Source organism: Chamaesiphon sp. OTE_20_metabat_361, from assembly GCF_031364565.1.
The window spans coordinates 1-13280 of record NZ_JANLWO010000657.1 but is presented as its reverse complement, the minus strand read 5'-3'; the positions used below and the strand labels follow the sequence as shown (position 1 = coordinate 13280).

The following is a 13280-nucleotide window of genomic DNA, read 5'->3' as shown; positions in this document are numbered from 1 at the left end:
CCCAGTCTCCCAGTCTCCCCATCCCCCTTCCCCCTTTCCCCCATCTCCCATCTCCCATCTCCTAACACACAGTGGGCTTAGACGTAACTGTTAACTCGATATCTGTAGATGAAATCGAATCGATTGTCATCCTCGATCGCTTATGCTTTGGGGGATTGTGGTCGATCGATAGTTATCGGCGCGAATTGACTAATGACAATAGCCATTTTCTAGGCGTCTCGATCGATAAAGCTCTCAGACCAGAAACCAATGGAATTATTGGCTTTGGCTGCTTTTGGGCGATTTTAGATGAGGCGCATATCACCTTACTCGGCGTCCATCCTGAGTATCAACGTCAAGGATTGGGTAAGTTATTACTCATTGCCTTACTCGACAAAGCTCGATCGATCGAGATGGCGCGAGCAACGCTAGAAGTTCGCGAATCCAATCAAGGCGCACTCCTGCTCTACGAACAATTTGGCTTTCAAACTGTCGGTCGTCGCAAGAAGTACTATCAAGACACTGGCGAAGATGGCATCATCATGTGGCGCGGCGGGTTGCAAGACCCTAATTTTAGGCACATTGTTTGATGAGATGGGAGATGGGGAGACGGGGAGACGGGGAGGTTCGTTGCGGTGCTTTTACCCTTTACCTCTTACCTCTTACCTCTTACCTTTTACCTCTTACCCCTAAAGCCTAAAGTCCAAAGCCTACCCCATCACAGCGGTTGCTCCTGATGCTGCGGTTCTTCGGGCAAGGGAATAAGTTCGGTTTCGCCTGGAACTCGATCGAATCGCCCTTGTTGCCAATCTTGTTTTGCTCGATCGATCCGTGCGGAATTGCTGGAGACAAAATTCCACCACTTAATTCTCTCGCCGACAGGTTCGCCACCAATAACCATACATCGTGCCGCAGTCTCAGCCGCGATCGATACTGTGGCTCCAGGTTTCAGTAAGATGAGACAATGCTGTGCGATCTCCTCACCATCAATTTTTAATCCTGGGGTGACGCTGTAAATAGCCTGTTCTGAATAGTCACTCGGTAAGCTAAATTGCGATCCGGGGGTAAATTGCACATCTAGATAAATTAGCGGTGAAAATGTCTGTACGGGAGAAGTCCGAGCGAATGCCGCGCCCGCAATCAACACACAGGACACCCCCTCGATTTCCCAGGCTGGTAACTCGCTAGCGGGATAATGCGAAAAAGCGGGTGCTGTCTCTTCATGTTCTGTTGGTAGTGCCACCCAAATTTGAATCCCGTGGAGAGTGGATTCTTGACTGCGCTCGGCATCTGGCGATCGTTCTGAGTGGACGATGCCGCGTCCAGCGGTCATCCAATTGACTTCACCCGGACGAATTTCTTGGACGCTGCCGACACTATCGCGATGTAGAAAGGCACCTTCAAACAAGTAAGTAACTGTTGCCAAATTAATATGCGGGTGCGGTCGCACATCGACGCCTTTACCCGGTGGAAACACGGCTGGGCCGAGATGGTCGAAAAAAATAAATGGCCCCACCATTGTCAGTGTCTTTGATGGCAACAAGCGGCGGGCTTGAAAGCCGCCTAAATCTTGAATGTGGGGTTCGATGAGTTGCTGAATAGTATCGACCATAATCGCGGTGCAGATATTGGGACAACTATCTTGCTATTATCTCGCAAAGCTCTGGCCGATCGCGCGGTACCGATGTTGATTTTTGTCCGGGTTTACTCTCTTGGAGAGTGAATATTGCGATCGTAATCGATCGACAGGCATTTTATGAGTATAGGTTTGACAGTTTTACTGGTCGTGATTGGGATCGTGCTGCTCTACTGCGCCCTGGAGAAGTTTTCTACCAAGTCTCGTGCCGACCAAATTTTTGAAACTTGGAAGCAAAAAAGCGAGGTCAACCCCGATACGCGGCGGCGGGCGATCGTTATCGCCGGACATGACATGGAACGGATCGAACGGCTGTTGGAGATCGCGCGTCGCAACAATCCCGAGCGGACGGAACAATGGTATTGGGAGAAAATCTTATACGATATGGAACGCGATCGAGGCGTTTAGGAAGTGGATAGTGAATAGTAGCGATCGGGCGACTTTTTGCTGTCCGGACGCTACTGCCGAACGATTGTATACTAGAGTAACTTTGGCGCTAGTAGGTGGAAGTCAAAATGGGTTCAACGTTGGTACAAATCGATCGACTACTAACTGACTGGCAGCAAAAGGTGGATGCGGCAAACCAGAACTTAATCGATTTGTACGATCTCCCTGCTTATCAAAGATTGAACGGAATGGGAAATCCACCCAGCAATGTCACTGGCATTACCCAACAGCGATCGAGTATCGCTTTAACCGCGCTCGATCGCTTGTTTGAAGAGATCGAATTATTAAATCAGCCAATTATTTCAGCTCAAAAAATACGCCGCGAATTACCAACTTTTTTTGTCAACGAGCAGGACTTACAGGAGATCGATCGCCTGCTGACGGGGCAATCGATTCAGCTATCCTTAATTCAGACTCCTCTGGCACAGCGGAGTTTACTTAGTTCGAGCCAGCAGATATTAGCGATTTCGCCAGCAGAATTATTAGATCGGATGATGGCTAATTTTACCACGGCTAGAGATACATTAGTCGCGATCGAAACTGCCTGGACGCAATTAGAAGCAAAGCTCATCGACACACATCGATCGTTAATTGAAATCCAACAGTTAGCTCGAACATTACAAGTTAGCGTATCAGCATCAGTAGTAGCTGCTGAAACTAAATTTACCGAGCTGCAACTTCAAATCGATCGCGATCCATTAGGTGTCAATGATACTTTTACTCAAGATTTATTACCACTCATCGATCGGAGTCGGAGCGAATTAATCGCGATCGATCGCCATCGCCGCCAATTGGCAACTGACTTTAGCACCGCGCGACAAGATCTCGATCGCCTCAACCGCCTCAACCGCTCGGCGATCGATTTCGCGGCGGAAACTCAATCTAAAATTCAGCACGATCTCCCCCTAAGCGCGCCAATTCCAGCCGCCGAGCTGACCGAGTTAGCGCTGTGGCTGGATCGGTTGAGCGCCAAATATGCGGCGGGGATAATTGCGCCCATCCGCGTCGGCTTGACAAATTGGCTCGATCGCACCGCTGCATACACAACCTTTGCCGAAGCGGCACTCGTTGCCAATAGACTGCCATTAGATACCAGACAGGAATTGCGCGGTCGGTTGGATGCGCTCACAGCCAAGGCGCTGGCGAAGGGCAAGGTCGAAGATCCCCTGTTGACCGATTTAGCTATGCGAGCGCGGCAAGTGCTCTACACCAGCCCTACAGACCTGACTCTGGCGATCGATTTGGTGCGCGAGTACGAACGCGGGTTAAATCAGCGATGGGCGTGTTAATTTTCTTGGCGATAGGGAATTGGGGAATTGACGATCGTGTTATAGCTAGTTATAGATAGATTGCCGTCCGATTCTCAACTGTTATTTAAAGATTTGTATCGATCTCGATCGATCTATGCTGACATAGCCGTCGATCGATAAAGTAGATATCCATAACTAACAATCGCAGCAAGCATAAATCTGCTTTTATTCAAGCTTTTATTTTTATTATGACTACATTTGAGTCGATCGAGCGACCAAAATCTAAGTTATGGTTGGCGGCAATCAAACCGCCGATGTATACCGTGGCAATTATTCCAATTACGGTCGGTTCGGCTGTAGCTTATGCGCAGACAAAATCGCTCGATCTGAATATTTTTAGAACTTTTCTATTATCGGCGATCGCGATTATTGCTTGGATTAATATCAGTAATGATGTCTATGATAGCGATACGGGTATCGATATAAATAAAGCTGAATCAGTCGTTAATTTAACTGGCAATCGCAATCTGATGTTTTGGCTGGGAAATTTATTTCTGAGCTTGGGGATTGGCGGAATTGCGACGATCGCTTGGTGGCAACAAGATATCACAGTTATCGAGATCGTTGGTTTGGCCTGTTTTTTAGGATATACCTATCAAGGCCCACCCTTTCGTTTAGGATACCAAGGTTGGGGTGAAATAATTTGTGCGATCTGTTTTGGCCCCTTGGCTCTAAGTGCGGCTTACTATAGTCAAACTCAATCTTGGTCGATCGCTAATCTAACAGCCTCGACGATCGTCGGTATTTCGACTAGTTTAATTTTATTCTGCTCTCATTTTCATCAAGTTAAAGATGATTTAGCAGCAGGTAAATTGTCACCGATCGTCCGCATGGGGACAAAAATGGGTGCGAGGGTGCTGAGCTGGGTTACTGCAAGTATCTATCTATTAACCGTAGCTGGGGTAGTTAGCCACCTGTTTCCAGCCGCAACATTATTAGTATTTTTCAGCCTACCTTTAGCCTTTAAATTAACTAGCTTCGTCACGGCAAATCACGATCGACCCGCGATCGTGCGTACCTGTAAATTTCTAGCAGTACGGTTACATTTTGTCAGTGGGTTACTGTTTGCTTTAGGATTTTGGATCGCGCTTTAAGATAAGTTTGGAAAGTGTTAGGTTGCACTCGTAAACCTAAGAAAATCCCCCCAACCCCCTTAAAAAGGGGGAGTCAGATCTGGAAGTCCCCCTTTTTAAGGGGGATTTAGGGGGATTCTCTAAGGGCTAAGTAGCAAATTCTACGCACACATCCATCTATCCTCTAATACAAGTTTGCTCCGCACAAAATAGCCCCGATTCTGTGGATCGGGGCTATTTTATTGAGAAAAGCTGGTTTGCACGATCGAGTAAAATCGATCGCTAGAAAAAACTGCGTAAATTCTGCTTGTAAGCACTAGCACTTAAACCTTCAGTCCGATTCCGATAAGTATTCGGAATCATTCCTTGGAGCCTAGACACGCGTTCGCTGGCTCCAGGGTGGGTGTTCAGAAATTCTGGAGTCGAGTTGCCTCTAGCCAATTTCTTCAAAAACTCTGGCATTCCCGTCGGTGCATACCCAGATTGAATCATCATCCCTAAGCCACGTTTATCGGCGTCATACTCATCATTACGACTATTTGGTAGCGTAAAGGCGACTTGGGCAGCGATTTGCGCGATTTGATTGCGATCGACGCCGACTAACGACCCGATCCCTTGCTGGACGGTGGCTTGTTTGAGCCGCTGGAGCGAGTGACGACCCGTAATGTGTCCGATCTCATGACCCATCACACCAGCTAGCTGTGCTTCATTATCGGCAGCTTTGAGCAAACCAGTATTCACGTAGACAAAGCCACCCATCGTCGCAAAAGCGTTGACATTATCATCTTCAACGACTTGAAAAGTATATTTAAGATTCGGTCTACCACTGTTGCGAGCTAAGCGTTGACCGATCCGATCGACGTAGCTATTCGCCGCTGAATTTTGATAGATTTTCACCTTATCATTTAGGAGGGCGCGATTGGTGTCTGCTCCGAGACTGATTTCCTGCGCGTCAGAGACATTAGACAACTGGACGTATTGAACCAGCGGTGCCAGGAATTGAATCAAGTCAGCAGAGCGAGCGACTAACGGCTGTCCGCCAATGACAATCGCTACTGTCAACGCCCCAATCCAGGGGTACAACCACTGTCGCCGCAACCAAAGACGGAGTGAAGCTACTCTAGCGAACATAAATCTTTTACCAAATTAGTGAAGTGTGTCGGCATTAATAACCGTTAGTTTTATCTTAACGATCGGCTTTATTCCTGACGGTAGTTTACTAATTTATGTTGCGATCGATTCAATCTACTCAGAGTGTCATTAAGATGTGCTAAATCCGCCATGCCTACGAAGTAGACGCAACGGAATTAGAGCAGCAGCATCTAGCCTTGGGGCGTAGTTGCCGCTGGTGTTGTCGGCTGCGCTTTAAAGCTGGTAACTATCCCCTCGAAAATAGGGATGGCTTGTTGCAGATTCTCGTTGGCATAGACATATGTTACTTGGAATACTTCGTTCCCTTCGCGAAACAGTCCGATCGATTCTTTAAATTTAGAGCCTTGGATGTCGGCATCTATTGTCAATCGGACAATCTGGCGCGTGCCAATGTTATCAATTTTGCTATCGATGAGTTTAAATTCTGGCGGGAGCATTGAGGGCAAGGTTTTTGCCATCATGTCATGCAGTGCGTCTATTGATACGTCGGCTGGTACTGGTAGACGTGTAATCAAGACGACTTCCGGATCTTTTTGGGCAGTATTAATGGCAATTGCGCGGAGGAAGGTCGGATCGGCATCTAACAACTTCACAAACGACGCGATCGAAGGAAACATCTTGGCAGCAGAGTCAGTGATAGTTTTAGTATCGGTACTCGAAGGTGGCCCACCCTGAAAGCCACTGGGCACTGCGAATTCTACGCCAGTACCTTTAATAATCGTGTTGGTGCTGCTTTGGCTGAGTGCCATCGTCGATGGCGATCGAGAACCGCCGATCGTCACGGGTGCTGGTGCCGCACTCGCTGCCAAATTAGTAATTGCTAATCCACACAAAGCAATATTGAAGCCAATTCCAGAGTAAAGAAAACGCACGATTGCAACCTCGTAGTTAGTTTGTAGTAAAAGAGTTGTCTTTTGAATTGTAGTCTCTGATTTTCTAATTAGGTGTGTTTGCGATCGTTATGCAATAGACTTCCTGCGAAAGTCAGGCTTTGGGCTTTGGGCTTTAGCGGATGCTAAGCTGAGCCTTTGTTCCCCGACGGTTTAGTCCCAGTAGGGTGGGCACTTCCCACCATATGGGTTACAGGAGATTTATAGGATTTAAAATCAATGTACAGACCTACTTAAGTACTGCCTTGCTCAAGTCGGGAATAGTTAGCGTTACTCGATCGAGGCTGACGATCCTATTTACTTGGGGTGGCGGGATCTGATGTCGCCATCACTTTAAAAGTCCGCACGATTTGCTCGAATACTGGCAACGCTTGACGCGTATTGGGAGTGCCGTAGACGTAAGTGAGCTGAAATGTCTTATCGCCTTCTTTGAGAAAGCCCATGAAGACTTTAGCTTGAGATCCTTTAATATTTAGATTTCCTTGAATCTGAAGCAGTCGGCGCGATCCGATCGTGACAATCCCGGTCTTGACAGGCACAAACTCGTTATTGGGACTAGCGCGATCGAAATTTGCCTGCATGTCTTCTAGTGACAGAGTTGATGGAGTCGAGACAGTCGTGACCAATAATATTTCGAGATTTTCCCGTCTGCTATTATCGATCGCGACCGCACTAGCCTGCATATCGCCCGAATTATCAAAAATCGTCATCACCGATGCAGTAATCGGTGACTGTTTGGCATCTGCGGTGAAGAGCGCTCGTAGCTCTTTGTCAGCAGGCGATCCAGCTTTAAATCGACTCGGGAGCAAAAATTCAACCCCAATTCCAGTCACTGTTTGACTATTGGTAAGTGGTGGTGTCGATTGGCGCTGCTGGGCGATCGCATTTCTGGGTATCGCGCGATCGATTTGAGTAGATTTGAGTGGGGTCGCAGTGGCGGCTAAGTTCGCACTCAGAGTCACTAAGACTAGAGTGAAACCAATTCCAGAGAGCCAAAAACGCACGATCGATACCTCCTTAAGTGTGACTAAATAACAGCAAAATAGTTCGCAGTCCACATTGTAATCCCTACTTATCTCATTTGGTGTGAGTTCGATCCGCGCTGTAATTTCTTAGAGATCGGTGCTGTTTAAAAATACTAATAGACCTCCTGCGCAAGTAAGAACAAAATCTTTGCTAGTATTGTTTTCACCTCAAGCATAAAGCCTCAAGCCTGACTTTCGCAGAAAGTCTAGCGGTTGACTCATATTGGCAGCAAAACCGAGAATGCCGCGATCGCGATGTGTGTATAGTAACGCGCCGTGAGTGTCGAATAAAAAAGTTCCGCCCCGTTGCGTCAAATAAGTCGGATCGGGCACGTAGGTAAGCCAATTACCCAGCACTTCTGACATGTTTCGGAGCCTTAATGTTGCTAATTCAAATGGTCTTTGAAAACCGCTGCCACCTGCAACATTGAAAAAAGATCCCGCGATTGGTGGTAATGGTTTAGCCTTGACAATCTCGGTATCGGCAATTAATTGAGGTGCAGATCGATCGCCTTTATAACCGCGAAATACTTCACTCAGGGTACCGGGGCTACCAATTCCCGCACACATTAACATCATATTTAACCAAGCATTTTGAGCGGTAGAAAAACCGGGTAATTTGAGTGATAGTCCAGCATAAAGATCGAGTTGAGTATGCAGTTTAGCCTCGCGATCGATAAATAGCCATTCCGCTGGAAATTTAGTAAATTCACAAAACTTCCGACCGGAATCTCGGTTGCCAATCCCGACCATTCGCACGGCTACACCTTCCGCTTCGAGCTGTTGGCGCTCTCGTTGTAGCCACCAAGCATATTCAAGGCTGTCAAAATCGCCCAATTGGGGACAGACGATAACTAACAGCCGTAAGGATGACTCACACCCACTCAAAATGGGGGCGATTTCACCATCGCTGACGCGCTGACGAGCGGTTTGTTGAAAGATTGAATGTGGCGTGTTTTCCATTGAGAACTAATGTGGAGGGGAGATAATGGTGTCTGACAAAGGTTGATAAGAGTAAGCTCATATCTTGCAACAGTACGGAAGAACTGACGAAATAGAATCAAAACTTACTTCTAAGTACTATTCACTATCCACTATCCACTAAAACACTAGTAACGTTGTTTTGATGCAAGATGTAAGTAGGCGGATAAGATCTCCGATGGGTTCTATAATTAAGATCGAAGCCTCTAAAAATGCAATTAGGTGGCACTGTGGGAGGGTAGGCTCTAGTTTAAATCCGCCACTTCATTTTAAAACGATCGAACCGACCCGCCCTGAAAATCCCCATTCGCCACAGCCACAAGTGTATTTGAATCGTCTCCATCTGCGTCATTTTCGGAATTATCGGGAACAGGAAATCATTTTTACTGCCCCTAAAACAATTTTACTCGGTGATAATGCTCAAGGTAAATCTAATCTCTTAGAAGCAGTAGAATTATTATCGACGCTCAAGAGTCATCGCGTCACTCGCGATCGCGATCTGGTCTTGTCCGGACAAACTGAAAGTAGAATTACCGCTCAACTGACCCGCAAACATGGTGAGATCGACCTAGCTTTGCTGCTCAGAGATAAAGGTCGGCGGACGGCAATAGTCAACCGCGAAAGTCTCAAGCGACAACTGGATTTTTTGGGCATTTTAAATGCGGTCGAATTTTCGGCATTGGATCTAGATTTAGTGCGTGGTAATCCCGAAACGCGCAGACATTGGATCGACTCATTGCTGTTTCAAATCGAGCCAGTTTATGCCCATATTTTACATGAATATCAACGAGTATTAAAACAGCGTAATAGTCTGCTCAAACAAGCCGAACAGCGCACCTTAGATCTGACAGAGCTAGAATCGTGGAACCATCAACTCATTCTTACTGGTACAAAAGTAATCCGTCGCCGAATGCGAATTATCGATCGCTTAGCGCCGATCGCCAGAATATGGCATACTAAAATTAGTAAAAATGAAGAATTAACGATCTCTTATACGCCGAATATTGTCGCCTTAGAAAATACGCCTGAAGCAATTTATCAGGCATTTGTCGATCGATTGCATCTGCGCCGCGTTGCCGAACAAAGTTTAGGCAATACATTAGTTGGCCCCCATCGCGACGAAATCGAACTGACAATTAATGACACGCCAGCTAAGGCTTATGGTTCGCAAGGGCAGCAGCGGACGCTCGTGCTAGCTCTCAAACTAGCCGAGCTAGAACTAATCGAACAAATAGTTGGCGAACCGCCATTATTACTCCTCGATGACGTTTTGGCAGAACTCGATTTAACGCGCCAAAATCAACTTCTAAGTACGATCGAAGATCGCTTTCAAACTTTAATCACCACGACTCATTTGGGAGCGTTCGATGCTAAGTGGTTGGACTCATCGCAAATTCTGCATGTGCGATCGGGTCAGATCGTTCCGGCTTGACAAAATTAGTAAAATTTAGATAAAAATAGAGTGTATGAATGAAGAATTAGTAATTCCACAGTTAATTGTCGGGCTGGGCAATCCAGGAGTTAAATATTTACAAACTAGGCACAATGTCGGCTTCGATCTGTTAGATAGTCTGGCTAAAAGGTGGCAGGTTAGCTTTAGCGACCGCAAGCAATTTCAGGGAATTTATGGTGAGGGTTTTGGCAGTCATAATGCTAAAATTAGATTGCTCAAGCCCCAGACTTTTATGAATCTTTCCGGTCAGTCGGTACGCGCGACGATCGATTGGTTCAAACTCCCACCAGAGTCGGTATTAGTTGTCTATGACGATCTCGATCTACCGCTCGGAAAAATTAGATTGCGGCTCTCTGGTTCGGCGGGCGGACACAATGGCATGAAGTCGATTATTTCTCATTTAGGTACCCAAAACTTTCCCCGCGTCCGGATTGGCATCGGCAAAAGCGCTGGCGAAAAAGATACGATTTCTCATGTCCTCGGTAAATTTTCAGGTGCAGAAACACCGATCGTTAGTGAAGTAATCTATCTAGTCAATGACGCGATCGAAATGAGTCTCAAGCAAGGTGTCGAAAAAGCCATGAGTCTCTACAATAGTCGATCGATTCCAGTTCCAGAAAGCGAGTAAAGTATTACCCGCGATCGCTACCAAATAACGAGTCAAAACTACAGTTTATTTAACTGGTGTCGCGATCGATGCTGGCTTACTCCCACTCTTAGCATTCACGATTTGTTGTAATCTAGTAGCAGTTTCCTCGGGTTTACCATCGAGCGGAAAAACTAAGATTCCTTTAATCTTTGGATTGGCGACTAACTGTGGAATTCGTGCTAGTTGGACATCCGTAATCGCAACGCCAGCATAATTAACTGCGTAATTTAGTTCTTCGTTAAAATTCTTTTCATTATAATCTTGAATAAAGACTCGATCGACTCCCCACTTTTCCCAATCTGCGGCAAAATAACGTTTTGCCCAATACGGATTGTGGTGACAAAGATCGAAACTAACAGCCGGATTAGCTGCTTTCATCTGTGTTATCATCTGGCGGGCAAAATTGGTCAAACTCGCCGTCCGATCTACCTTTCCTGGTAGTTCGGCATGATAACCCAAATAGTCATCCCATTGGACGGCATCGACTTTGGGATATTTAGTAACAAATTCTGCCAACATATTTTTAAATAAATTAGCAACTTCTGGCACTTCCACATCCAATACATAATGATCGACCTTAGTGTAAGTGCGATCGACGCCTGGTACCAGCCATTTGTTGGCAATTGCCCGCTCGAAAATTGGACTATTCTTATCGATTTTAATTCCCTTTTCAAAGTAAGCATGAACCTGCATTCCTTGTTTGTGAGCCTCATCGATCGTCCATTCTAGCCAGCGATCTTGAAACTGATTGGGACAACTTTTTGCTCCCAACATTTGCTGCATAATCTCGCTATTATACATCGTGCAGCCGTTACCCCAGACACCATGAATAATCGTATTGATACCGCGATCGTGATAGTAACGAACTCGTTGACGGATTGTTTGCTCGTCAGCATTATTCGTAATCTGATAGCGGCTTAAATAAATCCCCCGAATTACTTTTCTATCCCAAGGAGTTGGCGTACTCGCAATTTTGACGGGTAGCGTTTGTGTAGCTATAGCTGGTGGAATTGGTTTAGCTGTCGATCGAGTGCGCTTATTAGTAGTCGTGCTACTTGTCGGTGGTGCTTGAGGCGAGGCTAGGATGGGTAAACTAGGCGTGCCGATCGCTGGTTTGAAAGGTATGGGAATTAATTGAGCAATTTTACTAAGATTACCTTGCGGGATTAGCCACCAATAGCCACCACCGATAATTAGGAGGATAAATGACAGCGGAATTTGAAAGCAGCCACCTTCGCGATTTTTGTTATTACCCATCTTGATAAACCAATATTAGAATCATGGTGGAGATCGTCTTGTGAAAAAACGTGGGAGTTGCCATCGACAAATCCCACAAGTTAGGCTGATATCGTCAGATCGAAATTAATAATCGCGATCGCAATTAAAATAAATCGATGTCAGTGATATCTCGATAATAGGGAGCGATTGTGTCGGATATGCAGGATCGCCAGCAATCGTCTTTATCTAGTTTGATTTACTGGTAGTAACCGAGCAAGCGATCGCCCTAGAGATTTGAAGTCAGCTAGTTTTGGTGAAAAAAGGGGAATTATATGCTTAGATGCCCCCTAGCATAGCTAGTTTGGAACTACTAGATCGATTTGGCAGTCAAAGTGGTGCAAGCGCAAAAATCGATCGAACTCCTGCCAAAAATTGCGGAGTTACCCTAGCCCCAACTCATTAGCTAGCTGAGTCCTCCGGTAAATGGCGATCGCCGATCGCATCGATCTTGAGAATCAAAGACCAAATTTATGGTAATTTACCTTAGAGTCCTCAAACGTTGACTTTTCGCAGCAAACAGAAACATTATGATATGTAAGTTCATCTTAAATAAGTGCTAGCCATCGTCGGTCGCAGCTCATCTTCGCGGCTAGTCGATTGCCGTATTGTCAATTTAACGTACCAAAGATTGGCGATTGCCGATATCGATCTGTGATGTAATCTGCTCGATTAGAGCTATCCAGCCAATCTTGGGTACAGTCCGATCGAAAACGAGCATCGATAACTAGAAATCGAGTCCACTGTTCAAGATGGAATATAGTAAAGTGAGATTACAATTTTTACTCGGTAGTATTATTAGTTTCGGTCTGTTAGCAGTCCCCGCTGATGCCGGACAATTGGCATCATGGAAATTTGATGCGGGTAGAAATAGGTTAGATTTTAAGACTAATGCGGGGGTTCAGCCCAAAGCAGTCATGTTATTTAACCCTACTCGCCTGGTAATCGACCTACCCGGTATCGGTTTTCCCAAGCCAACGATCACTCAAAAGTTAACAGGCAATTTTAGATCCTTACGGGTCGGACAATTTGACGTGAGTACTACTAGGTTAGTTCTAGAGTTACAACCTGGCTATACCCTCAATCCCAAACGCGTGCAATTTACTGGCGAAAATCCAATCGAGTGGTATGTGACTATTCCAATTCCCGAACGCGGATCGACTTTACCGACTCTTTCCCCCAAGCCAAATTCCCCCCGGTAATCCCTATCTTAGGAGCAAGTAGTGTGAGATACAACTGGTTATTACCCAGTGTTTTTAGTTTCGTAATGGTATCGCTGCCAGCATCAGCGGCAGAAATTCTGTCCTGGCAATTCAATGCGAATGAAAATCGCATCGATTTTAGTACTAGCAACGCAGTGAAACCTGAAGCCCAAATGCTGGCTAATCCCAGTAGATTGATCGTCGATCT

14 protein-coding genes are annotated in these 13280 nt (G+C 46.0%); 8 read left to right on the top strand and 6 right to left on the bottom strand.

The window, feature by feature from the left end; translation table 11 throughout:
- Positions 1 to 71 precede the first annotated feature (71 nt).
- Positions 72 to 569 carry a ribosomal protein S18-alanine N-acetyltransferase gene (gene rimI, locus RMO35_RS18845; RefSeq protein WP_309743087.1) on the top strand — a complete coding sequence of 166 codons (498 nt, stop codon included), beginning with the start codon at positions 72 to 74 and terminating at the stop codon, positions 567 to 569.
- Positions 570 to 697: 128 nt separating this feature from the next.
- Here rimI and RMO35_RS18840 read toward each other — a convergent pair whose 3' ends face one another.
- Positions 698 to 1591, bottom strand: coding sequence for a pirin family protein (locus RMO35_RS18840; RefSeq protein WP_309743085.1), 894 nt, complete (start codon positions 1589 to 1591; stop codon positions 698 to 700).
- Between the two features lie 156 nt (positions 1592 to 1747).
- Between RMO35_RS18840 and RMO35_RS18835 the strand changes: the two genes are divergently transcribed.
- The 3 genes from RMO35_RS18835 (at position 1748) to menA (ending at position 4466) form a co-directional block, all read left to right on the top strand.
- Positions 1748 to 2023: a hypothetical protein gene (locus RMO35_RS18835; RefSeq protein ID WP_309743083.1), complete on the top strand. Its 276-nt coding sequence runs from the start codon at positions 1748 to 1750 to the stop codon at positions 2021 to 2023.
- 107 nt (positions 2024 to 2130) lie between these two features.
- The gene (locus RMO35_RS18830) at positions 2131 to 3351 is read left to right on the top strand and encodes a hypothetical protein (protein ID WP_309743081.1); all 1221 of its coding nucleotides are present in this window, start codon (positions 2131 to 2133) and stop codon (positions 3349 to 3351) included.
- 209 nt (positions 3352 to 3560) lie between these two features.
- Entirely contained in the window at positions 3561 to 4466 is a 906-nt protein-coding gene (gene menA, locus RMO35_RS18825) for a 2-carboxy-1,4-naphthoquinone phytyltransferase (RefSeq protein ID WP_309743079.1), read from the top strand.
- 261 nt (positions 4467 to 4727) lie between these two features.
- Here the strand turns inward: menA and RMO35_RS18820 are convergent, their stop codons facing one another.
- The 4 genes from RMO35_RS18820 to RMO35_RS18805 form a co-directional block, all read right to left on the bottom strand.
- The gene (locus RMO35_RS18820) at positions 4728 to 5576 is read right to left on the bottom strand and encodes a M48 family metallopeptidase (protein ID WP_309743077.1); all 849 of its coding nucleotides are present in this window, start codon (positions 5574 to 5576) and stop codon (positions 4728 to 4730) included.
- A 191-nt stretch (positions 5577 to 5767) separates the two neighbouring features.
- A complete protein-coding gene (locus RMO35_RS18815) occupies positions 5768 to 6469 on the bottom strand; it encodes a hypothetical protein (RefSeq protein WP_309743075.1) in 702 nt (233 codons plus the stop codon).
- A 311-nt stretch (positions 6470 to 6780) separates the two neighbouring features.
- Positions 6781 to 7491, bottom strand: coding sequence for a hypothetical protein (locus RMO35_RS18810; protein WP_309743073.1), 711 nt, complete (start codon positions 7489 to 7491; stop codon positions 6781 to 6783).
- Between the two features lie 189 nt (positions 7492 to 7680).
- Positions 7681 to 8475, bottom strand: a complete 795-nt coding sequence (locus tag RMO35_RS18805) for a peroxiredoxin-like family protein (protein ID WP_309743071.1) — start codon at positions 8473 to 8475, stop codon at positions 7681 to 7683.
- Between the two features lie 340 nt (positions 8476 to 8815).
- Here RMO35_RS18805 and recF point away from each other — a divergent pair, with 340 nt between their 5' ends.
- Together recF and pth are read left to right on the top strand one after the other, a co-directional pair.
- Positions 8816 to 9925: a DNA replication/repair protein RecF gene (gene recF / locus RMO35_RS18800; RefSeq protein ID WP_309743088.1), complete on the top strand. Its 1110-nt coding sequence runs from the start codon at positions 8816 to 8818 to the stop codon at positions 9923 to 9925.
- Between the two features lie 34 nt (positions 9926 to 9959).
- The gene (pth, locus tag RMO35_RS18795; RefSeq protein ID WP_309743069.1) at positions 9960 to 10574 is read left to right on the top strand and encodes an aminoacyl-tRNA hydrolase; all 615 of its coding nucleotides are present in this window, start codon (positions 9960 to 9962) and stop codon (positions 10572 to 10574) included.
- 45 nt (positions 10575 to 10619) lie between these two features.
- Here pth and RMO35_RS18790 read toward each other — a convergent pair whose 3' ends face one another.
- Positions 10620 to 11852, bottom strand: a complete 1233-nt coding sequence (locus tag RMO35_RS18790) for a family 10 glycosylhydrolase (RefSeq protein ID WP_309743067.1) — start codon at positions 11850 to 11852, stop codon at positions 10620 to 10622.
- 770 nt (positions 11853 to 12622) lie between these two features.
- Here RMO35_RS18790 and RMO35_RS18785 point away from each other — a divergent pair.
- Both RMO35_RS18785 and RMO35_RS18780 read left to right on the top strand, forming a co-directional pair.
- Positions 12623 to 13072 (top strand): AMIN domain-containing protein, encoded by a 450-nt coding sequence (locus RMO35_RS18785; protein ID WP_309743065.1) that lies wholly within the window; start codon positions 12623 to 12625, stop codon positions 13070 to 13072.
- Positions 13073 to 13095: 23 nt separating this feature from the next.
- Positions 13096 to 13280 (top strand): AMIN domain-containing protein (locus RMO35_RS18780; RefSeq protein ID WP_309743064.1); only part of this gene is annotated, 185 nt, incomplete at its 3' end.